The 26,303-nt window shown below is 49.0% G+C and carries 34 protein-coding genes and 1 pseudogene; 24 read left to right on the top strand and 11 right to left on the bottom strand.

Annotated features, from left to right (window positions below; all coding sequences use genetic code 11):
- Positions 1-308: 308 nt before the first annotated feature.
- Both J1779_RS02745 and J1779_RS02740 read right to left on the bottom strand, forming a co-directional pair.
- Complete coding sequence (locus tag J1779_RS02745; RefSeq protein ID WP_338019847.1) at positions 309-1,094, bottom strand: IS3 family transposase; 786 nt, start codon at positions 1,092-1,094, stop codon at positions 309-311.
- A complete protein-coding gene (locus J1779_RS02740) occupies positions 1,091-1,423 on the bottom strand; it encodes a transposase (protein ID WP_217202825.1) in 333 nt (110 codons plus the stop codon). The genes J1779_RS02745 and J1779_RS02740 overlap by 4 nt, the downstream gene beginning before the upstream one ends.
- Positions 1,424-1,458: 35 nt before the next feature.
- Between J1779_RS02740 and J1779_RS02735 the strand changes: the two genes are divergently transcribed.
- The 4 genes from J1779_RS02735 to J1779_RS02720 all read left to right on the top strand — a co-directional run bounded on the left by J1779_RS02735 (position 1,459) and on the right by J1779_RS02720 (position 3,472).
- The gene (locus J1779_RS02735; protein WP_338019848.1) at positions 1,459-1,860 is read left to right on the top strand and encodes a hypothetical protein; all 402 of its coding nucleotides are present in this window, start codon (positions 1,459-1,461) and stop codon (positions 1,858-1,860) included.
- A gap of 19 nt (positions 1,861-1,879) precedes the next feature.
- The gene (locus J1779_RS02730) at positions 1,880-2,224 is read left to right on the top strand and encodes a plasmid partitioning/stability family protein (RefSeq protein WP_217202823.1); all 345 of its coding nucleotides are present in this window, start codon (positions 1,880-1,882) and stop codon (positions 2,222-2,224) included.
- A gap of 88 nt (positions 2,225-2,312) precedes the next feature.
- Positions 2,313-2,546, top strand: a complete 234-nt coding sequence (locus J1779_RS02725; RefSeq protein WP_217202822.1) for a hypothetical protein — start codon at positions 2,313-2,315, stop codon at positions 2,544-2,546.
- 509 nt (positions 2,547-3,055) lie between these two features.
- Positions 3,056-3,472: a hypothetical protein gene (locus J1779_RS02720; RefSeq protein ID WP_217202821.1), complete on the top strand. Its 417-nt coding sequence runs from the start codon at positions 3,056-3,058 to the stop codon at positions 3,470-3,472.
- 967 nt (positions 3,473-4,439) lie between these two features.
- Here J1779_RS02720 and J1779_RS02715 read toward each other — a convergent pair.
- The 4 genes from J1779_RS02715 to J1779_RS02700 form a co-directional block, all read right to left on the bottom strand.
- The gene (locus J1779_RS02715; protein WP_217202820.1) at positions 4,440-4,835 is read right to left on the bottom strand and encodes a hypothetical protein; all 396 of its coding nucleotides are present in this window, start codon (positions 4,833-4,835) and stop codon (positions 4,440-4,442) included.
- Positions 4,836-5,909: 1,074 nt separating this feature from the next.
- The gene (locus tag J1779_RS02710) at positions 5,910-6,578 is read right to left on the bottom strand and encodes an ATP-dependent Clp protease proteolytic subunit (RefSeq protein WP_217202819.1); all 669 of its coding nucleotides are present in this window, start codon (positions 6,576-6,578) and stop codon (positions 5,910-5,912) included.
- A gap of 101 nt (positions 6,579-6,679) precedes the next feature.
- The gene (locus J1779_RS02705; RefSeq protein WP_217202818.1) at positions 6,680-8,782 is read right to left on the bottom strand and encodes a peptidase domain-containing ABC transporter; all 2,103 of its coding nucleotides are present in this window, start codon (positions 8,780-8,782) and stop codon (positions 6,680-6,682) included.
- Entirely contained in the window at positions 8,775-10,049 is a 1,275-nt protein-coding gene (locus tag J1779_RS02700; RefSeq protein ID WP_217202817.1) for an HlyD family secretion protein, read from the bottom strand. Before J1779_RS02700 ends, J1779_RS02705 begins: the two co-directional genes overlap by 8 nt.
- An 869-nt stretch (positions 10,050-10,918) precedes the next feature.
- Here J1779_RS02700 and J1779_RS02695 point away from each other — a divergent pair.
- Complete coding sequence (locus tag J1779_RS02695; RefSeq protein WP_217202816.1) at positions 10,919-11,269, top strand: hypothetical protein; 351 nt, start codon at positions 10,919-10,921, stop codon at positions 11,267-11,269.
- Between the two features lie 296 nt (positions 11,270-11,565).
- Here the strand turns inward: J1779_RS02695 and J1779_RS02690 are convergent, their stop codons facing one another.
- The 3 genes from J1779_RS02690 to J1779_RS02680 all read right to left on the bottom strand — a co-directional run bounded on the left by J1779_RS02690 (position 11,566) and on the right by J1779_RS02680 (position 13,540).
- On the bottom strand, positions 11,566-11,721 hold the full coding sequence (locus J1779_RS02690) for a hypothetical protein (RefSeq protein WP_217202815.1): 156 nt from the start codon (positions 11,719-11,721) through the stop codon (positions 11,566-11,568).
- A gap of 411 nt (positions 11,722-12,132) precedes the next feature.
- On the bottom strand, positions 12,133-12,348 hold the full coding sequence (locus tag J1779_RS02685) for a DUF6500 family protein (protein ID WP_217202814.1): 216 nt from the start codon (positions 12,346-12,348) through the stop codon (positions 12,133-12,135).
- Between the two features lie 235 nt (positions 12,349-12,583).
- The gene (locus J1779_RS02680) at positions 12,584-13,540 is read right to left on the bottom strand and encodes an IS110 family RNA-guided transposase (RefSeq protein ID WP_217202813.1); all 957 of its coding nucleotides are present in this window, start codon (positions 13,538-13,540) and stop codon (positions 12,584-12,586) included.
- Positions 13,541-13,937: 397 nt separating this feature from the next.
- Here J1779_RS02680 and J1779_RS02675 point away from each other — a divergent pair, with 397 nt between their 5' ends.
- The 15 genes and pseudogenes from J1779_RS02675 (at position 13,938) to J1779_RS25815 (ending at position 22,064) form a co-directional block, all read left to right on the top strand.
- Positions 13,938-14,438, top strand: a complete 501-nt coding sequence (locus tag J1779_RS02675; protein ID WP_217202812.1) for an antirestriction protein ArdA — start codon at positions 13,938-13,940, stop codon at positions 14,436-14,438.
- Between the two features lie 1,070 nt (positions 14,439-15,508).
- Entirely contained in the window at positions 15,509-15,751 is a 243-nt protein-coding gene (locus J1779_RS02665) for a DUF905 family protein (protein WP_217202811.1), read from the top strand.
- A 2-nt stretch (positions 15,752-15,753) separates the two neighbouring features.
- Positions 15,754-16,059 carry a hypothetical protein gene (locus J1779_RS02660; protein WP_217202810.1) on the top strand — a complete coding sequence of 102 codons (306 nt, stop codon included), beginning with the start codon at positions 15,754-15,756 and terminating at the stop codon, positions 16,057-16,059.
- Positions 16,056-16,514 (top strand): hypothetical protein, encoded by a 459-nt coding sequence (locus tag J1779_RS02655; protein WP_217202809.1) that lies wholly within the window; start codon positions 16,056-16,058, stop codon positions 16,512-16,514. The genes J1779_RS02660 and J1779_RS02655 overlap by 4 nt, the downstream gene beginning before the upstream one ends.
- 94 nt (positions 16,515-16,608) lie before the next feature.
- Positions 16,609-16,905 (top strand): annotated as a pseudogene (locus J1779_RS02650) (type II toxin-antitoxin system MqsR family toxin).
- 1 nt (position 16,906) lies between these two features.
- Positions 16,907-17,308, top strand: coding sequence for a type II TA system antitoxin MqsA family protein (locus tag J1779_RS02645; protein WP_217202808.1), 402 nt, complete (start codon positions 16,907-16,909; stop codon positions 17,306-17,308).
- A gap of 253 nt (positions 17,309-17,561) precedes the next feature.
- The gene (locus tag J1779_RS02640) at positions 17,562-17,861 is read left to right on the top strand and encodes a hypothetical protein (protein ID WP_217202807.1); all 300 of its coding nucleotides are present in this window, start codon (positions 17,562-17,564) and stop codon (positions 17,859-17,861) included.
- Positions 17,862-17,971: 110 nt separating this feature from the next.
- Positions 17,972-18,346, top strand: a complete 375-nt coding sequence (locus J1779_RS02635; RefSeq protein WP_217202806.1) for a hypothetical protein — start codon at positions 17,972-17,974, stop codon at positions 18,344-18,346.
- A gap of 47 nt (positions 18,347-18,393) precedes the next feature.
- Positions 18,394-18,750 (top strand): hypothetical protein, encoded by a 357-nt coding sequence (locus J1779_RS02630; protein ID WP_217202805.1) that lies wholly within the window; start codon positions 18,394-18,396, stop codon positions 18,748-18,750.
- Between the two features lie 87 nt (positions 18,751-18,837).
- Complete coding sequence (locus J1779_RS02625) at positions 18,838-19,083, top strand: hypothetical protein (RefSeq protein WP_217202804.1); 246 nt, start codon at positions 18,838-18,840, stop codon at positions 19,081-19,083.
- Between the two features lie 51 nt (positions 19,084-19,134).
- Positions 19,135-19,509, top strand: coding sequence for a hypothetical protein (locus tag J1779_RS02620; protein ID WP_217202803.1), 375 nt, complete (start codon positions 19,135-19,137; stop codon positions 19,507-19,509).
- Entirely contained in the window at positions 19,506-19,871 is a 366-nt protein-coding gene (locus J1779_RS02615) for a hypothetical protein (RefSeq protein ID WP_217202802.1), read from the top strand. The genes J1779_RS02620 and J1779_RS02615 overlap by 4 nt, the downstream gene beginning before the upstream one ends.
- A gap of 678 nt (positions 19,872-20,549) precedes the next feature.
- Complete coding sequence (locus tag J1779_RS02610) at positions 20,550-20,921, top strand: hypothetical protein (protein ID WP_217202801.1); 372 nt, start codon at positions 20,550-20,552, stop codon at positions 20,919-20,921.
- Positions 20,922-21,014: 93 nt separating this feature from the next.
- Entirely contained in the window at positions 21,015-21,839 is an 825-nt protein-coding gene (locus J1779_RS02605; RefSeq protein ID WP_217202800.1) for a DUF932 domain-containing protein, read from the top strand.
- Between the two features lie 57 nt (positions 21,840-21,896).
- The gene (locus J1779_RS25815) at positions 21,897-22,064 is read left to right on the top strand and encodes a DUF5983 family protein (protein ID WP_217202799.1); all 168 of its coding nucleotides are present in this window, start codon (positions 21,897-21,899) and stop codon (positions 22,062-22,064) included.
- Positions 22,065-22,315: 251 nt separating this feature from the next.
- Here the strand turns inward: J1779_RS25815 and J1779_RS02595 are convergent, their stop codons facing one another.
- Positions 22,316-22,858: a lytic transglycosylase domain-containing protein gene (locus J1779_RS02595; RefSeq protein WP_217202798.1), complete on the bottom strand. Its 543-nt coding sequence runs from the start codon at positions 22,856-22,858 to the stop codon at positions 22,316-22,318.
- 806 nt (positions 22,859-23,664) lie between these two features.
- Between J1779_RS02595 and J1779_RS02590 the strand changes: the two genes are divergently transcribed.
- Positions 23,665-24,054 (top strand): relaxosome protein TraM, encoded by a 390-nt coding sequence (locus J1779_RS02590; protein ID WP_217202797.1) that lies wholly within the window; start codon positions 23,665-23,667, stop codon positions 24,052-24,054.
- 43 nt (positions 24,055-24,097) lie between these two features.
- Here the strand turns inward: J1779_RS02590 and J1779_RS02585 are convergent, their stop codons facing one another.
- Positions 24,098-24,712: an Arc family DNA-binding protein gene (locus J1779_RS02585; protein WP_217202796.1), complete on the bottom strand. Its 615-nt coding sequence runs from the start codon at positions 24,710-24,712 to the stop codon at positions 24,098-24,100.
- 199 nt (positions 24,713-24,911) lie between these two features.
- On the opposite strand from J1779_RS02585, the gene J1779_RS02580 reads away from it, so the two are divergent.
- Genes J1779_RS02580 through J1779_RS02570 form a run of 3 tightly spaced genes read left to right on the top strand, consistent with a single transcriptional unit; the run spans position 24,912 to position 26,299 of the window.
- Positions 24,912-25,337, top strand: a complete 426-nt coding sequence (locus tag J1779_RS02580) for a type IV conjugative transfer system pilin TraA (protein WP_217202795.1) — start codon at positions 24,912-24,914, stop codon at positions 25,335-25,337.
- 8 nt (positions 25,338-25,345) lie between these two features.
- Positions 25,346-25,648 carry a type IV conjugative transfer system protein TraL gene (gene traL / locus J1779_RS02575; protein WP_037035618.1) on the top strand — a complete coding sequence of 101 codons (303 nt, stop codon included), beginning with the start codon at positions 25,346-25,348 and terminating at the stop codon, positions 25,646-25,648.
- 51 nt (positions 25,649-25,699) lie between these two features.
- Positions 25,700-26,299 (top strand): type IV conjugative transfer system protein TraE, encoded by a 600-nt coding sequence (locus tag J1779_RS02570; RefSeq protein WP_217202794.1) that lies wholly within the window; start codon positions 25,700-25,702, stop codon positions 26,297-26,299.
- Positions 26,300-26,303 lie beyond the last annotated feature (4 nt).

Genomic DNA, 26,303 nt, shown 5'->3' with positions numbered 1-26,303 from the left:
CTCCTAACTCCTAACTCCTAACTCCTAACTCCTAACTCCTAACTCCTAACTCCTAACTCCTAACTCCTAACTCCTAACTCCTAACTCCTAACTCCTAACTCCTAACTCCTAACTCCTAACTCCTAACTCCTAACCCGTAGAATTCAGGTGTAAATCCTGCATTGAAAAGATAAGGTGGCTGTAGGATAGACAATTAAATTAGAGGATAAGTTGGGCGGGATTGTAATGGTCAACTAAAACCGGACACGGATTTAGGCACATTGTTGTAATCGGCGTTCATATTCATTCGGCCATATATTGCCCAGCCGTTAATGCCGACGCTTCAGATTATAAAAACTGTCGATATAATCGATAACGTCCGCAATGCCCTGACTTCGGGTTTCATAGCGACGGTAGTTAACTCTCTCTGCTTTCAGGCTGCGGAAGAACCTCTCCGTAACGGCGTTATTTAGACAGTTACCCTTGCGGCTCATACTGCCCATCACACCCAGTTCCTGTTGGCAGGACTGGTACTGGGCGCTGGTATACTGAGCACCTTGATCGCTATGGAATACGACTGGGCCTGTTGGCCGTCGTTTATTAACCGCCAGTCGTAATGCCCGGATAGTCAGGGCGCTGTCCGTTTTGTCCGAGAAGGCCCAACTCACTATTTTTCTTGAACATAAGTCCATGACAATAGCCAGATATAACCAGCCCTGAGCGGTACGAAGATAGGTGATATCACCTGACCACCAGGTATTTAATGTCTCTGGATTAAACTGTCGATTCAACAGATTAGCCGCCACTACAGCCGGTTTACCACCACGTGGATAGCGATGACGTCCGGGACGCTTCGCAACCAGCATCAGGGTCTTCATTATCTGACGGACACGGTATCGGCCAACGTTAAAACCCTGTTCACGCAGCTCAATACACATGCGCCGACTGCCATACGTCGCATCCATTTCAGCATGAACATGCTTAGCCGCAGCATGAAGGATCATAACATTTGCTCTGAGGGCTTGCCGCCGGCTCCGAGCGTAAAATACGCTGCGCGTGAGCGACAGGCATCGACATACTTGCTGGATGTTTGCCCCGGCCTTCTTCAGTTTCACCGCGACTTTTTGTCGTTGTTCATTTCCATGGCGAAGAAGGCTGAAGCCTTTTTTAACAGGTCATTGTCGCTTTGCAACTGACGTACCTGCTTTTCAAGTTCCTGTATTCGTCGTTGTTCAGACGTGATCGCGGTGGCGATGGGAGTATCTACCCTCACTTCTCCGCGATATTGGCGTAACCAGCGTTGTAATGTTGAAAGGCCTATATTCATCGTTTCAGCAGCCTGGGTCACCGGGTACTTATGCTGCAGAACCAAATTGACACATTCCTGCTTGAACTCATGGGTAAACGTTTTTCTTCGCATTCTCACCGCGTTAGCGTTGCTCATTATATCTCTAACAAAGTGTCCGAAATGATTAGACCATTACAGTCAGTGCCATTCAGGGCAATTCAACGATCGGCGTATCGATGGTGACACAGGCCACACTCACTGCACTGCGTATGGCCAACAGCGACACCAACGCCTTTGTGGCTGATCAACTGATACAGCGACGACATGACCGCGAGTTTGCCGCCACGGTTGTCAACGATGAGTCAAAAGTGGACTATGTGCTGGACATGATAAGTTCGTCCATCGAGCGTCTCGGGGAACGGGTGGTCAATGAGCTGTCGGCGTACCGCCAGGTGAATCGGGTTTGGTTGGTAGGTGGCGGGGCGTCGCTGATTGAGGCTGCCGTACGCCGTGCCTGGAAACTGGCCCTCGACCGTATTGTGGTGGTCAATGCCCCCCAAACGGCGTTGGTTCGCGAACTTGTTTTACTTTAATTCCAAGGAAGCGCTATCCGTGACCGACAAACGTAAGAGACTGACTGTCTATTTGCATCCAGAAGATGATAGTCAGGATGCCAGAGCGATGGATATTATCGAGTCAGTACCTCTGCGAACACGAGGTGAATTCTTCCGGGCGGCGATCGTGGGCGGAAGCGCGTTATACCAGCTGGATAAGCGTCTGCCTTATCTGTTGTCCATGCTGTTCGATGGCCAGCTGACCGCCGACCAGCTGGTGGGAATTTTTCAGCAAACGACGGGATGGCAGCCCACGACGGCCAGCATTCAGGACGTCATTGCCGCCTGCGCTGGCCAGGTATCTGCCCCCTCAGTGCTCCCGGAACCTACCGGCAGTACGTAAGGGGAAGGGCAGGCCCGAACTAATTTCAAACGCATGCTGAAAAAAGACTGAAGCCCTCCGGCGTGCCGGATGATTTGTGGAGAGAACCATGTCATTGATGCAGTTATGCAAAGGGATCATCGGACTGGAGACGCTGACGGGCAGGGCGCGCAAAAGCGCGGCGGAGTGGTGTTTTCTCATCAGTTGCCTGTTTATCGTGCCGCTGTTGATATTTGACGGATTCAGTGTGCCCGTGAAGATACTCCTGCAGCTGTGCTGGGCCATTGTGGTGGTACGCGCGGCGTTTCTGGCCTCTGAAACCTGGAAGAAAAACCGTAAGTAATACCGATCATCACTTTCCGCCGGCCTATGCGCCGGTTTTTTTTATGGCGACATCAGGCCGGGAGTGTGCGGTTTTCACATTGGCTGCAGACGATATGACGCTCCCTCGTCGCGGCTGTTCGTTCCTCGCTTTGCTGCGGTACGCCTCAACCGTTCCTGCGGCGAGCGTTACGAGTCTTTGTAGGAATTATTTTATTGGTACCTTTTTGATAATCTAATGCCGGCTTATAGAATTGGCTGTGGTTATGACCTGCTTTCCCTGAGGATAAAGTTATCCACAGTTTCAGGGGTAACTTCTGTACTGTTGGGTGATAACTGGTTCGAACCCGCAGCAGTACTGCGTACGAGTAACGTCTTTATACAACCTAAATGATGGAAATATCGTCTAAATTTCTTAATATAGGGATGCAGTATTTCTATAGATGCGGGTTAATATTATAGGGTGGCTTTCTTATATAATTTGGAAGGAATGAAATCTTTCTTCTAATACAAATTTATAAAGGATTATCTATGAAACTAAAATGCACTTCAGTTCTTATTGGAGTTTTATCATGTGCCCCGGCCTTTGCTGATACTAACGCAGAGCAAGTGCAGGTAATGAACTATTGTCAACAACTGAGCGTTCCTCTCTATGCCGCAGCGTCTCAGTATGTGGGCTTGCAGGGAAACATTTCTCCAGAAGAAGCAAAGAAAAAAGTAAGTGCAACAGTCACTTCTTCCACTGAATACCGCAGTGCATCTCCACAAATTAAGCAGTCTATGGAAAATGTTGTGACAGAGATTGCGCAACCAACCGCACTAGCTGCACATCAGAAAGCGATGATGGATAGGGGAGAAAACTACATTGGAATGCATCGCTTTTCATGGGCGATTAAAACTGTTGGACCGTTTACAGCCTGGTGCAACTACAACCATCTGAAAAGCTAACCGCCAATAACTTCAAAGGCTCTGCGGGTAGCCGGCATTTCGGCTAGAAATCTGTTTATTTTTCGGCAAAATACAGAGCCTTATTTTTCGTTTGGAAAATAGATTTTGAATGAGACGATACAGCGGAGGAATTCAGAAGTCTCTTCAGAACATTACGACAAGGGAATGTGTAACTTATCACGATTTCATAGAGTTAGGATGTCGTGTAACTCCGCTTTTTCGGGGTTACAGCCCTGCAGGACTGTCACCCACTGAATAACGTTTTCTGTTAGTCCTGAGCTGTGACGGTTAAAGCTGTACCTTCACTGTAAACGAGCTGCTGCGGCTGCTTTGAAAGGAAAGATATCTGGCACTAAATCAACTATGGAGAAAATTCGCGCAGTGGAAATATAAAGGCTGTGTTCTAAGTGGAAAGGAAAATAATCCTCTCCATCAAATGTGGTTTCTTTAATTGGAATGGTACTTGTTTTTTAAATGGTCTTGACTTAATTTCAGAATATCGGATATCCGAACTTTTATGAACTTTAAGAATATTATTTTTTCATCATTAGATAACCCTAAGTCACTAGTAGTGATGCTTGCAGGCAAGGCATGAAGTAATTTACTAGAAAATGAATATATGAAATGATAATCATCAGAAAGATTTGTAATTTTGGATTTTTTTGCCCAAGATGTTCTTAAATTTATGATTTTGATTATATCACTAGATACATTTGATTTGTAAATCGCATCTTCCATATCAATGTCTTTGATTGATTTTATGACTTGTGGTAATTGTTTCTTGGCAATAAGTATAGCCTGGAAATCATATCCATTGGTCTTCGCTTGTTCTGCATGTATAGAAAATATTCTATCAGCTTTTTCATCAATGGCTTTGGAAACATAATGAGATAAAGATCTCGCTGCTTCTGTCTGCTTAGGCCCCTTTGGTATCTGTAAGATTTCCGCAAGCTTTTGATTATGCAGTTCATTTTATTGTTTTTTTTAAGCTGTTGAAAGCGATTATCTCTCGCTCCAACTGATCCTTAAGCCTGCTCCAATACTCCCTCTGATTTTTAATCAACTCGCCGTAATACACCAAACTATAACGAGAGTTATTATTAATTAAATTAAGTTGAATGTTAAGCTCACATATATATCGAGCAACAGAAACCAAGTTTAAAGTTTCAGTAAAATCTAGTTCTTTTTCTACAATATGTAAAATCTTTACTAAACTGTCATGAATAATTTTCAAACCCCAATGGCCAACATTAAATTTATCGAACGGCAATGCCATTAATTCAGCTTCAAATATTTTAGCAATTAAATCGACACTGTCGGACTGCTCCTTAATGGAACTTACTAAACAATCTATTTTGTTCATTGTTATCCTTATGTATAAACACCGAATAATAAAAATTGTAACAATAACAGTAGAATAAATCCGAGGGCTCAAGTTCGTTAAAATGTTAATCGTGTTTTCTTATCACGGCACGCCTAAGAGGATAGACGTTTATGCCACTATTCCATGCATATCCATCCCAACGCTCATTGAACTTATCCATGTCTGAAACTGATAAGCGGTCAGTTCAGTGAGTCCAATGTCTGTTGCTCTTAAAGGTGTTCTATTATTCTTGGCTCTATCATTCAGACATAAGGAGGGTCGATCATTTTAGCTGGGAGTGATAAAGCAAATATTTGATCTACAAAAGCCTCAACTTGAACTTGCGCATCGGTGACGAGATTTGCAGCCCAGTTGCTACCAGTTTATCTTTTCTCCGCGCCACTAAATCCAAGTAGCTAGGCGTAAATCGGGCTACGCTGAACTCACAGCACATAGCGGACTGCACCCATTTATTATTCAAAGGATGTCGTGAAACTCCGCTTTTTCAGGGTTGCCACGCTGCCGCGCACCAACCCGACTAAAAACGCACTCTGACAGCCTGAGCTCCGACGGCTAACGCCGTGCCTTCACTGTAGACGGGCCGCTGCGTATGCAAGCAACTGTCTTGTGCGTGGCGATGAGATCGAAATTAGTGATGGATATAAACCAGGACAGTCCGCTATGAGCTGTGAGTTCAACTGGTCGATGCAACGCTATCCTTAATCAAGGGGGGGGGGCGTTGCCATAAAACGAAGAACTAGAATTAACTACACGCCAGAACAGAAAGCGATTATCTGGGACAGATATAAGCAAGGGGATTTGTCTGCCCCATTTTGATGCTTACTCAACGCGTGAAGAAAACGTCTCGAGATCCTTCCCCTCCAGCCGGAAGTACTGTTTTTCATAAATCAGAGCAGCACCAAGGGACAAGTAAAATGCCCCGGCTTTGGGATTGGATTTCTCCGCAGTCCAGTCGAGGCGTGTACAACCGTGTTCCAGGGCAAAGTTCGCGATAAATCGAATCGACGACTTAGCTATAACCCGTTATAAAGAGACAGTTCAGGTAGTGAATAATTAACTCTGTGAGTCCGTAATGAAATATGTCAATGGGTAACTTTGGCTATCCTTTATTCCTTTATTGGCTAAACCATTTTTCTGAGCCTGCTCTGCGCTATAAATAACGCGCCCAGACTCGGAATCTGTTATTTTTTTCAATTCAACAGGGGTAAGGTTTGTGCAAGATGTGTAGACCTTACGGAACAATGCGTTGTAACTGTCATCTTCCTCCAAGATCCTTCGTGCCTGATCAGGTTTCATATAGTCTACTTTTTCATAACCCGATGCGGCGGGATGCATCATAAATCTCGCCATGGGCATGGTATAGCGCTCATTCGATGCGCAGTAAATCAGCGTGGCTGCTGACCCTGTCATAGAAGTGTTGATAATATTCAGCTTTTGTGAAGTTTTTTGGAGTGCCTCGTATGCCACGTATCCTGCATCCATATCTCCACCGTCGCTGTTAAGATAAAGGTCAATGTTCTTTACGTTGCGATAGTTTGATTGGATATCCGCCAGAGAGGATATCAGCCAAGTCACCGTTTGATTATTTATTGAGCCGTTAAAGTAAACCCCTACCTCGTTGACCTCACCGTTTGTTACCGTATCACCCCGGATAGAAACGACATTTGCCTTGACACCAGTAGAAGCAATAACCGCAATGAATGCTATTAATATTTTTTTCATTTTTTTGAGTTTCTTAGTTAAATGGGGATTCACAACGGATACCCATTAGTGTGAAAAGCAATACATTATACCTGACTGTTTTTATAAAACCATTTACAGAGTTATTTGTTAAGAACTATTATCCTGTCTGCTGAAGCTATAGTCGTCTCTCGGTGAGCAATGATAACCCTTGTGATGTCTAGTGCTTTGATCGCGAGATTCACCATAGTTTCACTTTCCTTGTCCAGGGCGCTGGTAGCCTCATCTAAGAACAAGACTGCAGGTTTCTTGTAAATCGCACGTGCTAGGAACAGTCGCTGTTTTTGCCCCCCAGACAACCCTTCTCCCAATTCACCGATCAGGGTTTCATACCCCATGGGCATTTGCTTGATGACCTCATGCAGGTAACTGGCCCGGGCACATTCCTGCAACCAGGTTTCATCCACTTCGTCTGCAAAGCCGCAAATATTCTCCCTGATGGAGCCGGAGAACAGCTTGTCATCCTGCATCACGCAGGCGATCATTTTGTGGTAGTTATTGATACCCAGTTGCTGAATATCAATACCGTTCACCTCAATCCTGCCATTATCAGGATAAAACAGCCCACACAATACCTTCATCAAGGTGGTCTTTCCTGAGCCGGATGGCCCAACAATAGCCACACTTTCTCCTGGCGAGATAGTGATGTCCAAACCGTTGAAAATGGCCGGAGACTGGCTGTCATAACGGTAACTCAACGCATAGGTTGCCAGCGACACCGGCTGTAAACGCGCCTCATAAGGGAGATCCGGCTTACGGTTTTCCTGCGGATGCAGGGCGATATCGGCAATACGTTCGTTGTGCAGACTCATCATGCGCAATTGCAGCAGGAAGTTGGTCAATGAACCAATTCTGTCGGAGAACTGTCCGCGAAAAGCACCGAACGCAACGAACATACCGATAGTCATCTGGTTGTCTATTACCAGGCTGGTACCCAACCATAGGATCACCACCTGGTCAAACGCTGAGACAAGGGTGTTGATGCCGCCAAATAGCATGTCCATCTTAGTCACCCGGATCCCGGTATTGATGGTATCGATTTCGAGGTTGAGCCAGTGGGCACTGCGTCTTTCTGCTATCCCCTGCATTTTGACTGTGGCGATCCCGTACAGGGTTTCCATAAAATAGGAACCGGCGCGGGCATTTCTTACTAAAGACTCCTCTGACAGTTGCCTGTAATAACCGTATGTCAGTAGCCTGAGGAGTACATATAGTGCTGTGAAGGCCATAACTATCCAGGTTAACCAGCCTCCGTACAAAATCATCATCACGAACACGCAGACCACCATGATAATGTCCATGATGGCACCGACAATACTGGCCGTGAAGGTGCTGCGCAATGTATCCAGCGAGCCGAAGCGCGACTGGATATCCCCCAGTTTACGGCGTTCAAAATACCCCAAGGGCAGTCGCAACAAATGATTGAACAACCCGGATTGCCACTGGACGTTGATGAGGGTAGCCATGACCAATGAGGACCAGGAACGCACCATGCTGACTGCCGCCCGCAGCAGAATAAAGAACAACAACCCCATGCAAATTAAGGTCAGCAAACCGCGATCGCCGGCAGGGATCGCATGATCCATAACCAGTTGTGTACCCACCGGCATCACAAGGTTAATGGTTTCAATCACCACTGACAGACAAAAAATCTTGCCTAGCGTCCCTTTGAGGCCGTGTACGCTTCCCATAAGCGTGCTAAGACTGAGCCGGTTTTGCACAGTGTCTACTTTGAATGCAGCGCCTGGCCAGGCTTCGAGTGCCACGCCGGTGAAACTGTGCGACACCTCCGCCATGTTGATGGTCCTTCGGCCTCTGGCCGGGTCATGTATGACCACGTGATTACGCCTGACGCTCACCAGAACGACAAAATGGTTAAACTCCCAGTGCAGTATGCACGGCACTTTTATCGCACTGAGATCTTCAATATCCAGTGACAGGGGACGTGAGGACAAACCGAGTTGTTCGGCGATACCGGTTAATCCGGACAACGTGGTGCCACGCGCTGAGAGGTTGAACTGCTGGCGTAGCGCAATCAGATCGACGTTCTTGCCATAATGGCCGCAGATCATCGCCAGACAAGCGAGACCACATTCAGAGGATTCAGTTTGATGAACTAGCGGGACGTGTTGTCGTAGCCGGATGTCGAGCTGGCCGAGCAGTTTTTTGACAAAGAGCCTACTCATTGAACGGTCCCGACGCGCTGTGCTTCATATCGTAGAACGGTGATAGCATCCATTGATATATCTTTCTTTTTTCCAAAAATAGTGTGCTCTCCGCTTTCATACCGTTTTCAAGGTTCAGGCGTTTACCGTTATACATAATGGTCTGCTTCTCTGGTCTAACAATCACCTTGTAGTAAGGGACTGCAGAGGTCAGCGCGGGTTTAGGGGCACCCTGATAGGTCAGCATTTCCTGCGGTGACGCGGGTGCTCTGGAAATCACTGACACCGTGCCGGCGAACTGCCCAAACTTCTGAGAAGGGAAGGCTTCATAGCGAATGTTGACCCGGTCCCCTGAGGAAATATAGGGAATAGCATCATTGGGTACCCAAAGTACCAGAGAGTAATGATCAATGCAGGGTGGGATAACCTGCAGCAAACTGTCGCCGACGTTGACCATTTGCCCTACCGTGACGCTAAGGGAGTCGATGCGACCATCAACCAGTGCACGGACGATGATGGTTCCGCCGGCATCGATATTCAGCCGTTCTTTTTGTAGTTCGTAGCGCTGGAGTTCCATTTGATAAATCTGGTTATCAAATTCTGAGGCCTGTGTGTGGATTTGACTTTCCAGGGCGGTGATCTGCAGAGAGTTTTGCTCGTTTTGGCCGGTAAGACCCAACAGATTGTTTTGCTGCTGGTAATATAACGCCACCTGATTGGTGAGTTGATCCTTATTGATAAGCCCCTTGGTCTGGTATTGCCGGTAGTTCTCCATATTCTCTTTCATAATACGAAGCCCTTCCTCGGCGCGTCGGAGTATGTCGGTGGAGCGCTGGAAAGCCACGGTATATTGTGCCTTTTGTTTCTCCAGCATCCCGACAGTGTCTTTTTTGCTGCTTTCCAGCCGGCTGATGATTTGTGTAATGCGATCAAGCTGGTCATCGATATCCCGGCATTGGTTGTCGCTGACAACGCCGCTGCGGGTGCTTTTGCTCACATCAATCTGGTAAATAGGCGTGCCCGTTTTGATGACCTGCCCTTCAGTAACAAATTCTTTGACTACCACGCCCTGAACCCCGGAATAGACGTTAGCCATACGTGGGTAGGTGCTGATCTCACCGGTCACGTTGACTCTGCGGGTATAGTTTACGGCAATGACAAAGGTCAGGAAGGTGGTAATAAATAAAAGGCATAATAATGTGGTAACCCAAAAGGGAATACCGGGGAGGAGTAGCGCTCGGCCGCGCCATTTCATTTTCTGATTATTAATCGCTTCCTGGCGGAACACGGTCTGCCCTTCCTTAGCGAGTTGAGATGTGATGCGTCACGTTCACTATGTTATGACCTTAAATTGATCCGACAAGTGTTTGTTCATCAGTGCTTTTGGTCGTCTTATCCGCAATTTTATTATACCTACATATCGAAAAAGTCTTGTCGATTGCGCTTAGGAGCCTTACCTCTTTAAAACTCTGCAAATATAGCCAATAGCATTCAGTCTATCAATCACATGAGACTACAGATATTCATCTAAAGATTGCCGGTTTATGTCACATGGTCGTAAAAGAAAGCCAACCATCGAGTTTAGGTTAATGCAGGCTGTATCCAAACCAGGATTGTACTCTTGTTTTGTTTGATAACTTTACTCAACAAGCATACTACAAAGAAAATATTTTAAAGATTAAGGGGGAAATGATGTAAAAAATAAATTGCAATAAATTACAATGACTTAAATTTATTTCCTTGGCACTTTCATATCATGAAATGACAAGGAAATAGGGTGAAAAAATAATATCCACTGATTAAAGGTTAAGTAAGTGAAAAATAGTGTAACAAAATGAAAAAAAACAAACAAAATGCTTACTTTTGGGCGTATAAATCTTATGGACCTTTCACGGGAATAGTATTCTTTACATTCGTTGTCTTGATTTTGGAATCCTTATGAAAAAGATTGATTTATTGAGATTTAACAAGAAAAAAATACTGACTTTTATTTTTCTTGAACTAATTTCATTGGCCGCATGTATTCCGATTGGAATTTTATGTGTCTATTTAAATGTTTCCAATGACACAATGAGTGGGATTATTGTCACATATCTTTTTATTTCAATGTCAGCTATTCCTTTCGCTTACAATTATATCACAGCAAGGAGTTAATGAATGAGAGAGTTAACAGTCAGTGAGGTTTTACTCGTTTCTGGTGGGAATGCAAATTCGAACTATGAAGGGGGTTGCTCTGCTTCACGTGTATCTCACGATGCAATGCATGGAGCAGCTAATACGGCTTACGCCGGCGCGATTAGAGGAGCCATGCAAGGATGGCCTGGCGGCCCTGAAGGTGTCGCTATTGGTGCTGCGGCCGGTGCGGTAAAAGGTGCAGTGACCGGTGCGGTCATATCTGGAGTACATTCATATTATAGCAATTGCTATAATAATAATAATAATAATAATCGCGGCGCATTCGGTGGTGATTCTAATTCTAACAGTGTTAACGGACAGTGCCACTGGTAATTAAACCTTTAAATCTGCGTAGAATCCCATACAGTATATACGTTTGGGGTTCTACGCACTGAACAGTCATTATATCTTTATCAGTGAAGAAAAAGGAATCGATCTGGACGCCATGATAGAAGGACTGACGGTATATTAGTGGCATAGTGAATTTAGCCACCTGAATACAGGTGATATTATCGCCTCATAGTCAAAACAGGTGACATTATTGTAAGCACACCCGTTTTAGTTCCACACACTTTTTGAGTTTTCCGTCTGTTGGCCCTCAAAAACCTTCATGTACTCAAAGACCAATATCAGTTTTCATCAGCTTCATGCTCCTGAAGCTGACCGTCAAGGTTCTGCTTATCATTTACCTGGGTGAACTTCATAACCGCCATAGCCAGTGCATCAACTGTTTGTTGATCAATAGATAATAGATTTCCCTCCGTATTCTTACCATCACGGTGCACGATGGCGTGCCGGCACTTCACGGGGTCTGAAGCCCAACCGTACGAGATCGTACGCTAAGTATATTTTTTAAGCAGGTTGGGCGAGTAAAGAAAACGAGGGTTTTATTTACTTTTGCCATTAATGCCAATATCCACGCGGTTTTCGGCATTCCTGGTGTTAATAAAATCAACGTATACCTGACCTACAATGCCACGACTTTATAGACTTAAATTCATAAGGTTACGTTCTTAGCGTACGTTTCCGTTCCATTGGGCTTCAAACCCCACTATTAAGGTAGATTAAGATTATTAAGGTACGCTGTTGGCACGCAGCTGCCGTAGGAAAGGCTCCGGGACAGCTTTGAGCGATCTGCGGACACTCATGGAATACATCGTGTAGCTGTTCAGAATACGTTATCATCTCAGAGTGCGTTATATGGCTAACATGAGGCCTTTTATCTTTTCAGCCTTTTCAAAGTGATCAAGTTTCATCTCCATAATCCACCAATGTGCAACCTCCATCAGCAGTTCAGGAACATTGTTTTTATTGGCAAAAAAGGCATAGAACGAAAGCCCTACATTGCAGCCCTTAGACGCAATTTTTGCCTCGCACGTTCTGATGATTTTTTCCTTCATTGCTGGGCGCACGTGCTCTCCCGATATTTTGTAGGTTGCGGGCTTAACAAAATAACATCAGTTCTTGTGCTCAGTTAAAACAAATAGTTACCCATTGATAGTGAATCGTCTGATCAATGTTTGCATTTAGCACATAACGGACTTTATTAACTTCACCCATCTATTATTCGATAGAGTACTCGACAAGCATACTTACAGTGAACATGAGGTTTAATCCGGGTATAGAATATTGTAATAAACAGATTTTTTATTTGAACGAGGCATCCCATTTTTCTCCCTTCCTGACCATGGTGTTTAAAATGGTGATGAGTTTGCGCATGCACGCTACCAGTGCGAGCTTTTTGGGTTTACCCGCGGCAAGCAGTCGCTGATAGAACATTTTAATGGCGGGGTTAAACTGCGTGGCTACAAGAGCCGCCATGTAAAGCGTTGCCCGGACACCGGCCCTTCCGCCAAACGTGGTTCGTCTACCCCGCATTTTTCCTGAGTCTCGGTTCAGGGGGGCAACGCCAGTAAGTGCGCTAATTTCCCGTCGATTGAGTTTCCCCAACTCCGGCAGTTCAGCAATCAGGGACGCGACCGTGACTTCACCCACGCCCTTTACGCTCCCAATCAACTCGGCCTGTTCCTTGAAAAATACTTTTACGTGCTGCTTCATCTCTTCATTGATGCGGCCAAGCTCGCTTTCAAGCGCATCAATGATGTTATCGATGCTCTTACGACTCTGTGGATGAGAGGGATAGCGTCGATTACGCTCGGCGACCAGCATGTTATTTAGTTGTCGACGGCGGACGACCATGGCGGTGAGTACGCCGCGCGCTTCGTCCGGCAGCGCACGGATATACCGGCTGCGTTCAGGATGGCGATCGATGACCTGAGCGAGCTGTGCCAGCATGGCCGCGTCAAGCTTATCCGTTTTGGCCAAATATCCCATTGAGCGGGCAAAATCTCTGGCCTGACGCGGATTGATAACAACAACCTCATATCCTGCGGCCTGTAAGCAACAGGCTATCGATGCCTCCAGTCCCCCGGTCGCTTCCATGAGTATCAGCGCGATCCTCCTTTCTTTCAGCGCTTTCAGGATCGCTATGAACCCGTCCTCATCGTTACTGGTAGAAAAAGGGGGAAACTCTTCGGTACCCGCAATATCCAACGACAATTTAGCAATATCGATACCGATGCAGTGTTGGTTTGGCTGACTCATGGTGCCCCTCCTTACGATACGAATTTGTTTTCATTCAACTGTACGGGCTAATGATGAGTGACTCAGCTCATGCGCGGGACGCTTGCATGCGGGCTTAACGCCCTGGGGTTCGCACGTGCTGCATGAGCTTTGCCAGACCAACAAATTCAGTTTATGCCATCTTCAAGATATAAGGGTTCGCTTCGCCGCTATCCTCACCCGTTCGCACTCATACACTCGGCGGTCTTCCCGTCGCGTGCTCGTTCAATATTCACTCGCCCGCCGTTCAGCCCACCTCCTTCCTTCGTTTGCGCTGCGGTCTCCGGTAGCGCCCCTGCATCCTCCGCTTTCCGCCCGTCTGTCGTGTCGGCACGGCGTAAGCCGGAACTGTGATCCCACAATCAGCGGAGAAAGGCACATGAGCACAACCACACCAGCCGTGTACGTCGGTACGTACCATAAATACAACTGCGGCAGCATCGCCGGGAAATGGCTCGATCTGACCGAGTTTGACGACGAGCAAGACTTTTTGGCGGCATGCAGCAAGCTGCACGCCGATGAAGAAGACCCGGAGATGATGTTTCAGGACTGGGAAGGGATCCCGTCCGGACTGGCGTCCGAAAGTCATGTGAACTGGGCGTTTATAGATGCCTACCGGCAGGCGAAGGAGGAGGGGCAGGGGGAGGGATTTGTGGAATGGGCGGAATATTTTAACGCCTGTGATTATGATGCGTTTCAGGAAGCGTATCAGGGGAAGGCAGAAAGTGAGGAAGACTACGCGCGCAATTTTGTCGATGAAACCGGCTTACTCAGTGATATGCCGGACTCATTGCAGAGTTATTTCGATTATGAAGCGTATGGGCGCGACATGTTCATGAACGGGCTGGTTTTAGTGAACGGCTACGTATTTTCTGAATGACACACTTACCGGCAGGGGGAACCCTGTCGTAAGGATAAAAATGAAACTGACGTCTGAAACACGTGAAACGCTGCAGCACTATAAATTGTTGATTAACGCGAGCCGCAGCGAAGCCGGATTGTCTTCGCTCAATACGACATAGATTCTGGACGATATTTGTTTTATCTGAAATGTCAGAACGCGGTCTATCTCGGCGGTGCCTTTATTCAGCAGGCTGGGATCAAAAAACTCGATAAGTAAGCGGTAAGAAACGGGCGGGGAGCCGCCTGTTATCGCGCGAAAACCCCTTTCAGGCTTCGCCTGGCGATAGCAGACCGCTCTGCGCCTTCGGCGCCGCGCGTCTCCGCTATCGCTATAATCGATTGGCAGAAAAACAAAGTCCTGCCGTCGGCTGGTCAAATCATTCAGTGAACGCCAATATCTTGCATGCGGTTTCGGTGCTTGTTTTTCGTTTTCCGATTTTCTCGATGCGGATGAAAGACATGATTCAAAATCCTACCCCGGCCACCTTCGGCTCATGACCAGCGGGCTGGTCAATCGTCGAGCCACACTCCGCCCGGCAGCTGCTGCGCACCGGCCCGTCTCCGCCGAACCCGCTGGGCGGTTTCGGGCCTGACGGCTAGTGTCTGATGGAGCACGTCAACACCTGCAGCTGGCTCACGCCAGCGCGCTAACCGTACCGGCGAGAGTTCCGCCGGCACTTTTCGGCGCACCCCCGTTTCGCTGTCGCGCTCCGGCGTTGCGGCGGATCCCCGCTCATTGGGACTCCGGCACCCTCTTTCCGTTTAAGTCCCTTCGCCTGGGCTGATACCGACACAGTCCTCCTCGCTGTCCAGGGTAAATACACTCACTGAGAATTTTTCTCGGCCACTACGTTAGTCCTCCAAAAATTATCCGCTCGCCCTGGTCATCTTCGTCAGCCGGTGTCGTTTACGCCCTTGCGGCGAGCGGGCTCAAACGGGTGATGGCATACCAGAAGGGACCAAACAGCAGGTTCCCGCAAACGTTAAAACCGCGACAAGAGAAACTCAACGGGTGATGTGTGTAACCCAAACGAAAAGGAAAGGCTTATGTGCGATCAGGAATGTGTATTACCGGAGGAGGGTGAGTTTACCCGCGAACAGGCAACTGCCGTCGCGTCTCAGTACAGCAACGTGGCGATTGAAGACGATAACGGGAAGGCATTTCGTCTCGTCGTGCGTAAGGACGGTGAGATGGTGTGGCGTGGGTGGAATTTCGAGGCTGGTGCACGAATTTGGCTTAACCGTTATATCAAAAACTACGGCGTGAAAAACCAGACGGCGGGGAATTAATCATGAATACACCGGTAAATTCTGACCAAAATATCAGCGCTAAGGCCCCCGCTGCGGGGGCCGCAACCTTTACTCCCGCGCAGCTTGGCGATCTGGCTAATTACATCCTCTGCTACGGGGCATTCTTACAAAAATTCGAGCCGAGACTTTTACCGGCGGGCGCACAGGCCGAGATGTACAGGTGCGAAGAATCTCTTTCGTGGATTCTGGTCTGGTTTGTTAACGGACGACCGGTGATAGCCTGTGATTATTTTGACCATTTTACCTATGTCCTCGACCGCATGTTGTTACCGGAGGCCGGACAGTGAACGCGACGAATGTTGAACCTATTGGCGTCGTGGACGTGGCGTATTACAGCAATCATGCGGCACAGTACCTGCAAAACCTGCTTAAAACCGTTGAGAAATTGCCATTTTTACAGGAGGTTATCGATGATTTGGCCGCCGATCCTGCTGTTGACTGGAACTGCCAGACAGGCGGGGCGTTAGGGAATGACCATATTCACGCCATCGAGCTGGAAATCGCCCCCATCTACGATGACGGCGAGTATGTAGAAACATTCACGTTTGAAAACAGCGTATCAGAACCTGACCGTGTGCATGCATTTTCGCTATATTCCCGCGTTGCCGAGTCGTCAGATTTTGCGGGCGTGCAGCCACTGCATGATGCCGAATCACTCGCAGAATGCGAGATGATGGCTTTGTTAGCCGTGCGGCGTATAAATGCAATGAAGGCGAACCACGTCGAACCACGCTGGGAATAGTGCCACCTAAAACTAACCTCAAAGGTTATATTTGTGGTCTAAACTAACCTTTGAGGTTATAATTACCTCTCAAAAACCAATAATCCGAGTGAACATGGAAAAGAGAACTCCACATACGCATCTTCATATCGTTCAGGGACTTGTTGCAGCAGGGAAGGTGAAAGCCACCAATACGGCGCTCAACGGCGCGGATGATTTAGGGCTGACATTTGATGATATGTGCAGTGCGATCCTGGGATTAACGGCAGCTGATTTTTTTTAAAGTATGACCACCTATAATGATCATACTGTCTGGCAGGACGTATACCGCCCGAAGTTGTCGTGTGGTGACGTATATCTAAAACTAACGGTCAGTAACGGTGTTTTGATCGTCTCATTCAAGGAGAAGTAATATGAAATGTTCCGTTTGTGGCGGTGCAGAACTTGAGTTTGGAATCAAAAAAGTCCCTTACTCATTCCGTGGCCGTAAAACAGTTATCGAGGCAGAAGGTGACCACTGTCCGGCGTGTGGTGAAGTCGTGATGGATCGTGAGCAGTCGATCGCCTACATGGCAAAGGTGAAGTCATTTAAGGCCAAAGTCATCGCGGAAACCATCGAACCTGAGTACATCATTCAGGTGCGTAAAAAACTTGAACTCACGCAGAAAGAGGCCAGCGAAATTTTTGGCGGGGGCGTGAATGCCTTTTCGCGTTATGAAAAGGGTAAGGCACAGCCACACCCTTCGATCATCAAACTCCTGCGCGTACTCGATCACCATCCCGAGTTATTGGATGAAGTGCGCAAACAGGCATAAGTGGGCAGGGGGTTCGCTCCCTGACTTTTGCCGCGCTTAAAACACACCCAACGGGCTATGCCCGCCAGTCCCTGAGACAGGGGGCGGCTGCGCCGCCCCTCTTCTCCGGTATGTGTCGGGGACTTGTCTCTCTCATTCCTTTCCGTCTCTTCCTCTCCGGGCTTTTACTCGTCTTTCTCCTCCTGGTCATTGATGGCCGGTGATTTCTCATTCCCACAAACCACCACGGACAGAACATGGCCCCCTTCGGCTCATGACCAGCAGGCTGGTCAGTCGTCTGCCCGACTTCGCTAACCGGCAAGCCGGTAAGCTTCGCGGAACCCCTGCGGGTTTCCGGCCTATCGGCTACGGTCCGATGGCAATGGCCACGTCAACCCCCGCAGGCGGCTGCGCCGCCGCACGGACACTGGCCGGTAAACCGGCCGCTAAGGTCGCCGCCTCGTTCCTCGCCGTCGGGTGTGTGTATCCTGCCGGGTGCGGTTATCCCTCTCGCGGAAAGCCCTTACGCGGAGGGCTGGGTGTAGCACCGCCGCCCAGGTTAACGCAAGGGTGAAATGCACGCCTGCGGCGCCCTTGCGTTCCCCCGTGCGTCGTCGCTACTTCGCCCTTTGCCGCGAAAGAACTCACCGAGAGATGACATTTAACCTGAAGGGGACCTGAAGAATGCACACACAAAACGTCAAGACCGCCGCTCCTGAATCTTCCGAAAGATGGGGGGCGAAAACCACGACGCTGCGCATGGACGGCTTTTTCACTGATATTTCGTCAGCGCATCCCTTCGATGTGATCCGCGCCGACGTGGTGATTTCTTCGCTCGAAAGGAAAGCACAGGCGGGTTGTGGGCTGCATTGGGAAATTTTCGAATCCCTCCTAATCCGCAGTTTATTGGAACATCTCTCTCAACTGCCGTTGAGAGATCGTGATGTCTTTATCGGCGCGATAGGGCTCAGAGGCATCACGTTTACGTGGGCAGAAGTGGAGCGTATACAGAGGGCTTACCGTGAAGTGATGGCAGAGATTGCGGCAGAGCAGGAATAACAGACGGCGGCGGGATTGTCCCGCCGTCAACACCGAGGAGAGACAACATGTACACACCTGATATTACCACCGGCGAAGCGAGTAAAAACCGGTTCGAATGGAACGCAGGCGCGGAGGCCGCCTACTGGGAGGCGCGCGCAAAATCCTATGTGACCCCGCCGGTGGAAATCGACCTGCACAGATATATGGACGTGCTGGGGACGTTACCGCCGATGGACTGGCAGGGCGGGCGGGACAGCGAATCATTCAAGTTTGCCGAAATGATGTGCGGCAGCGTGACGGACATTTACGCGAAAGTTGAAGGCCGCTATTTCCAGCTATGCGATGAATGCACCCTGAGCCATGCCGACATTGTGGGACGTATTAAGGAGGTGTTAAGCAAAGAAACCGTAGTGCAGAAATGAAAAAAGCAGACTTTCGTCTGCCTTGTCATGCCGATTTGTCCCTTGGAAAGCCAGACCGGCTATCAATACTCGATTGGAGTTCATGCCATGAATACTGAAGCACAGATAATTGCATCGTCAGTGCCGTTTGTAAAGTCTGAGACGGCAAAAAAACACCCGCGCCTTGTGCGCGAACCGCTGAAAAGTCAGGACATCACCGTGCCGTTTAAGGCCCTGGGGCGTCACATCGCAAAATGTCAGCGCAAACGCCAGTCCGTCAGGGTGCCCGCAATGCGTGCCAGTGAACTCGGGCAAGTGCTGCGCACACTGGAACTGAAACGGGCTTATGCCTGATGACCTTGCCGCCCTGCGGGGCGGCAATTCAATGGTTTTTTGGGGGATAGGATGAGTAAGCAACTGATGTTAAGAGCGGAAACGCTGAAGCCGGTCATGATGGATCTGAAAACGAACGGCGGCGCGTTGTTGTTGGTCGGCGAGGAAGGCATTTTTCTGACCGCTGAAAAACCGTCTTACGTGGGGGCAAAACGCACTATTGCCTATGCCGAAGGGTTTGATCTCGAGCATTGGGATGATATCGGGGAGCTATTTGTCGCAATGGATGAAGCGACAGGCATTGAGGGGGCAATGTTGGAAGTTCTGAACGTTGAACCTGAGATGCTGGAACTGCTGACTACCCGTGTCGCCGATCTGGCGGTGAGCATTGATGGCGGTGAATTTTCCCTGATGGCGGCGGTGTGTGAAACGGGTAAAACATCATGAGTAAACATACTGTTTGTGCGCGCGAGTATGGCGACACGCATCAAGCCATGAAGGGGCACGCCATGACTGACAGCTTCTGCGATATCGAGTGTAGGACGTCCGTGCGTCCCCACGTTATGCTGATCGTAGCCGAGCTTGACACCGGCACCGGCTTTCATTTTGTCTCACATCCGACGCTGTCGGGTGCTGATGCCAATCTTTGGTTTCCGCTGACTGAGGGGCAGGTGCTGCATGTTGCCGTTGAACAGGTGATGGTCATGAACCACGCGGCGAACAATGTTGTCCGGCTGGACGTCTTCCATAAAGGCGACAGACACACCGATTACAAAGTCATTTATAACCCCGAAATCAGGGTGTGCTGATGAGAGGGGCGGGGCGGATCACGCTCTGCCCCTGGATTTTTGTTCCGCCCTGTCAAATGCCCCGGCGGGCGTCGCCCGCCCAATGCAGAGTGACGGGGCGGCTGCGCCGCCCTTTCTCTCCGTTCTGTTCCGGGGGAGTGTCTTCTGCTTTCCAGTCCTTCTCTTTCTCTCCGGGCTTTTACTCTTCTTTCTCTTCCTGGTCATCGATGGCCGGGCTTTCTTTTTCACAACAAATCACCACGGCCAGAACATGGCCCCCTTCGGCTCATGACCAGCAGGCTGGTCAATCGTCTGCCCGACTTCGCTAACCGGCAAGCCGGTAAGCTTCGCGGAACCCCTGCGGGTTTCCGGCCTATCGGCTACGGTCCGATGGCAACGGCAAGGGTCAACCCCCGCAGGCGGCTGCGCCGCCGCACGGACACTGGCCGGTAAACCGGCCGCTAAGGTCGCCGCCTCGTTCCTCGCCGTCGGGTGTGTGCATTCTGCCGGGTGCGGTTATCCATCTCGCGGCAAGCCCTTACGCGGAGGGCTGGGTGTAGCACCGCCGCCCAGGTTAACGCAAGGGTGAAATGCACGCCTGCGGCGCCCTTGCGTTCCCCCGTGCGTCGTCGCTACTTCGCCCTTTGCCGCGAAAGAACTCACCGAGAGATGACATTTAACCTGAAGGGGACCTGAAGAATGCACACACAAAACGTCAAGACCGCCGCTCCTGAATCTTCCGAAAGATGGGGGGCGAAAACCACGACGCTGCGCATGGACGGCTATTTCACTGATATTTCGTCAACGCATCCCTTCGATGTGATCCGCGCCGATGCGGTCATTTCCCGCCTGAGTGAAAAAGCCCATCAGGGCTGCGGCCTGCACGCCGAAATCTATGAATACAACCTGATTGTCAGCGCAATGGCGTACCTCAAACGTCTGCCGGAAAAAGACCATCCGGCCTTTGTACAGGCGGCGGAAAAACAGGGGCTGACGCTGACGGACGCGGCGCTGGTACGCAGTGCAAACGCCTACTGCGACCTGCGAAATGAACTGTTTGAAGAGGACTAGCCATTGTCATCGGGCGGCGAAACTTACCGCCCGGTGTTTCCTGTATCACGCCATCACTGACTTAGCATCATCACAAACATCGAGGATATCATTATGCGTTTAGCTTCCCGTTTTGGTTCCAAAAATCAGATCCGCCGCGACCGTCCGTTGACCAATGACGAGCTGGCCAGCGTCGTCCCGAGCGTGTTTTCTGAAGAAAAACACGGCTCCCGCAGTGACCGTTATACCTATATTCCGACCATTCAGCTGCTCGACAGCCTGCGCAAAGAAGGCTTCCAGCCGTTCTTTGCCTGTCAGACCCGCGTGCGGGATGAAGCCCGTAAAGGCCATACCAAACACATGCTGCGGCTGCGCCGCGAGCGCCAAATTACCGGCAGCGAAGTGCCGGAAATAATCCTGCTCAATTCACACGACGGCAGCAGCAGTTATCAGATGCTGCCGGGAATTTTCCGCTTTGTTTGTTCGAACGGCATGGTGTGCGGTGAGGACTTTGGCGAGGTGCGTGTCCCCCACAAAGGCGATGTGACCGGGCAGGTTATTGAGGGGGCGTATGAGGTGCTCGGCATCTTTGACAAGGTCGATGAGCACATGAATATCATGAAAGACATCCCCCTCAACCGGGATGAACAAGACCTGTTTGCCCAGGCGGCGCTCATGTATCGCTACGGGGAAGAGGATAAAAAAATCCCCGTTACCCCGGCGAGTGTATTAATGCCGCGCCGCACCGAAGACCGCCAAAATGATTTGTGGGTGACTTTTCAGCGGGTGCAGGAAAATATGATCCGGGGGGGATTAATCGGTCGCAACGAAAAAGGAAAGCGCACCACGACGCGCGCGATTAACGGTATTGACGGCGACGTGAAATTAAACCGGGCGCTGTGGATGATTGCCGAGCAGTTTAAAAAAATGAAGGCGTAACATTTTGCATTTAAATGAGGGGGAGTGTTCGCTCTCCCTGTGTATAAGGTCAACAGCATGGAAAAGATTCACGGCATGACATGCAGCACGGCACATATAACGCCGGGCGATGGAGAAATTTTATCGCAATACGTTTGGGAAAAATTCCCCTGGGTATTTGATACAGGCTATGGCTATCTTTTAATGCTGCGTGAATACCGATATCCAGTATTGAAATTAAAATAAATCGGGATTTCAAAGCCCGTCAGGAAGTTAGTGTTTTGTATGCGGAAACAACATCAAATCGGGATGATCTGTTTTGACCCGGACGCTGATACTCTTGACGGGTACGATGTTTTTGAATGGTAGCGGTTTATCTGTCCGGCGTTATCGAAAAGCGCCGGATATTTGACATCATTACCCGATAATCCTTCCTTCTTATTTTCCCTTCCCGCGCCTTCAAATCAGAAAACGTATACGCACGCCTCACACTTTCATTATTGAACGTTTCTTTTTGCGTCTGTATTGGCTGATGCCGTTGACCTGGCCAGAAGCGGTTTTTCGTCACGCAGGGCGGTTTGTTTATTTTGAATCATTTGTGTGGCCAGCAGGATGCGATATATATTTTTAATAGCGGTTGCGTAGGCGCGTCGCTGCACGATGAGCTTCGGTGACGGACCGGTGTTATACATTCCGACGCTGTCCCAGTTTTTACCGTAAGCCCGGAAATTGTGCGCGAGCACCCAGGCGCCGGTGTAAATACAGGTACAGGGTTCTTTCAGTAACCGTTCACGGGTAATATCAAATTTTCGCAGCGCCGCATAATGTGAACTGTTAACCTGCATGCCGCAGACATCTTCTGTTTTATTCCGGTTACGGTCATTGATGGCGTCCATTCTCAGTCGCGACTCTTTTATTGAAATAGCGGTCAGCAAAAGGGGATCAATACCGTAATCGCGGCCCGCTTTGTTAAAACACATTTCCGGGCTGGCCTGGGCAGAAAACACCGCCGCCAGCGTGAGCAGAGTAAACCATTTCATTATTTTATATCCCCCAGGAATGCGCCGGATAAGCGCGGCGTGATTTCTGGCGAAAATACGCTTTCACCTTACCTGATGCAAGATAATTAGTTACAGACGCGCACATGGCGCTCTGCGAACGCCTTCTAACTTCACCACGTAATTAAATAAATAAACAGAATAGGGATATTTCACCAGGCCGCTTTTACTTACTACTTACATCACACCCCACGCAAGATTCCATCTTGCGGTTTTGTTGTTTTAATTCATACGTTTAACCGTGATTTTTGATGTAAATTTGCAAGCATCCCGAAAAGTGTGTGCTAATTAGCACACTTTGCAGTGCTGAAAGGTGTGTTATTAGGGTGCCGTATTGTGTGTGCTTGCAGTGCCTGATAGTGTGTTAATTCGGCACTCTAACCAGCACTGTATGGTGTGGTAATGATGTGTTTTGTTTTAAATCAATAAATTAAATAGCTAAAAATGGGGTATGGTGCTTAATCAACACACCATTATTTACGGCATGATGCCTGATTAACACACATCAAAATACTGTGTAGTGTTGGATTAACATACCGAAAATTGGCATACAGTGCCTGATTGACACACATGAAATTCTTCCACAGTGCCTGATTGACACACCCAAACCAAAACGGAAGATGTTAATTTGCATTGCCGTATTGACACACACTAAGTTTCGGCAGAATAATCGCCACCAACAGAATAACACCTTTCGCTTTATCTCACCCGTGCGATTGCCTAATACGTCGGGAAATAACGCGAACATCACCGGCAATAAACCCCTGCCGGACACACAGGAAAAATAAATGGCCAGACGCAATATTTATTTCAAAGAAAAGACCGAAAGGGATGTGCTGGAGTTGGTGCAGATTGAGTTGCAAAACGGGGCCACGCACGGCGAGGTGAACTTCTCCTCCGTGGTCAATGAACTGGTTAACATCGGGCTGATGGTAAAAAAACACCAGGGCGAAGGAAATAGCTTTGACATGGAAGGATTTAACCGCGACTTAATACGAAAAGTTTCCGGCAGCCGTGAAGGTATCAGCATTATGATGGCCATGATGTCAGAAATGTATTTGCAGCTGCGCGGCGAGAGCGTGAATGAAAAACTGGAGGAACTGCTCGACCGAAACCTCTCCGGCATGAGTGCCACAGAAGACAGGTCAGAATCAAAACATTTTATCGCAGAAGAGTGAAGTTTATGCCGGGCTGACTACCCGGCATATCTTTTCAGGATAACTAAGATCCCAATACGTTATTTTCCCTATCCGTTAACGGGTTCTCAGCCACCGCCACCTTCGACACAATGAATTCATCGAACAGCATCGCCAGCGAACGCAGTCGTTTTATTTCCTCATTTTCTGGCAACTGCTGCTCAGTGAAGTAATTGAGTGACCCCAACAGGCGCTGAACGATTTCCTGATTCATACTGCGCTGATTAAACCGCGCGCTGATTTCCATGTCCTTTTTTAAATTCACCGGAAAACTGCTGCTGAATCTTCGCATTTTACCGGCCACAAACTGCCGCTTGTCATCCACCACCGTTGCTTCCTGGGCATATTTTTCCCTCAGCATATCCAGGTGCGCCTGAATAAACCCATCAAACAAGCGGGCCAGGGCCAATAATCGTTCTCCCTCCTCCGTTTTAATAATGGGTTTTTTTGGGGTGAAATCCAACGACTGAATCAGCCGGCCCACCACCTCATCGTTCATGCTTACCCCGCGAACGCGGGCGGCAATGCGCAACTCCAGCAATAAATTTTCAGGCGCCCAGAGTACGCGGTAACGCACTTCGCCCATCGTATATTTTCTCGGACGGCCGCGCCGTTCGTATATCTTCTCTTTCACTTTCATATTTTTGTGCCTGATTGAAATAACACAGGAAATGAGAGTGTGAGCCTACTACCGGTGAAGGGTAAGAAAAATCTTAGAAAGTGAAAAAACTGTGATATGTGTCACAGTTTTTTTTTTTTTGACTCAATGTAAGATAGGCGGGCGTTACGTCTGTTTACGCACGCTGACATGTTTATTACTCAAATCGAGGTTTTTCATAATGAAATCAGTGATAACCAATTCCGGAATGACGGAGGGGGTAGCGGTAGCTTTGCCTGATGGGGAACAAAATCTTCAGAAGGGGCTTATCGGCAACCTCCAGTTTTACTTTAGTGCTTTTTATTCTCACCGTATTAAACCTGTTATTTCGCAGTCTCCCGCCGCCCGGCGAAATCTTATTTTCTTTGCACTGGCCCTCGCGGTGGTTATTTCTCCCCACCTGGCTCACGCTGTGGATTTAATGGCTACGCAAAAAGCGGATGCCAATGATACTTTTGGTCACGGCTCGACGGTGGAGTGGGTGTTATATGTTGCGGAAATTATCGTGTCGGTGACCGGTTTTATTAAAACCCGTAACCCGATGGTATTTGCCGGTCTTATTATGCTTATTCTTATCACCCGCGCTTTCTTCGCCCTCATCGCTTAATTCCTTCTATGGACCAGGACTCGTTGAAGTATCGATTCCCGGAAACTCTCAATCAGCAAAAACGCGTTGCCGGACTGCCACCCGAGGAAGCCTTTGTGCTTTTAGCCTGCGGGGTGACGGGGTTCTTCTGCGACATTTTTATCGTGATGCTGTGCGTGGGTGCCGTCCTTTGGCTGCTTATCCGACATCTTAAAAAAGGTCAGGGCTCATGGTGGCTCTTAAACCTTCTTTACTGGTATCTGCCAACGGTACTTTTCCGGGTGCAGTTCAGGCGGGTGCCTGATTCAGGCAACCGTCACTGGATGCAGTAGCGTATGCGCCACTTTCGGGTGGCGCCCTTTCCCTGCCCGAAGGAAGAAACGATGAAGTACCAAGTGAAAGAAACGCGAAACCGGGTGACGATGCTGGCTCTGGCGTCACTCGGTTCGCTCCTTGCTCTGAGCCTGGTGGGCACCTGCATCACCGGTGCAATGGCCTGGCATTTTGCGTCCACGCAAAAAACCATCACCACTCCGATGTTATTTGACCGGTCATTCACCTCCGACGCGTCGCAGGGGGATGCCAACCTGAACAACATGCTGGTGCGCTCGTTTGTTAACTTACGTCTGAGCGTGACGCCTGACACCGTTGACAGCCAGCACGCCGCCCTGTTGCGCTGGGTACCGCCCGAAGCCCGTTCTGAGCTGAAAAAAGCGCTGGCCGTCGAGGCGGATTACATCAAGAAGAACGGCATTTCCACGGTGTTTCGCATCGAGGATGAGGCGTTCGACTCGGCGACCGGAGACATCATCGTCAGCGGTACGCTCTCTGCCAGCACCTCTAACGGCAGCCTGAAGCTAGACATCCCCGATGTGCATAAAGCCTACCGGCTCAACGTGAAATATGTGGACGGCATCATCCGTCTGACCGCCTTCCCCGAAGTGCAGCCCCCTCAACCCGTGTCAAAACAGCATCAGGGATAACCGC

The sequence above is a fragment of the Rahnella rivi genome, from assembly GCF_019049655.1.
In the GTDB taxonomy this organism is placed as follows: Bacteria; Pseudomonadota; Gammaproteobacteria; order Enterobacterales; family Enterobacteriaceae; genus Rahnella; species Rahnella rivi.
The sequence above is the reverse complement of the archived record's forward strand: the minus strand, read 5'-3'. Positions and strand labels throughout refer to the sequence as shown.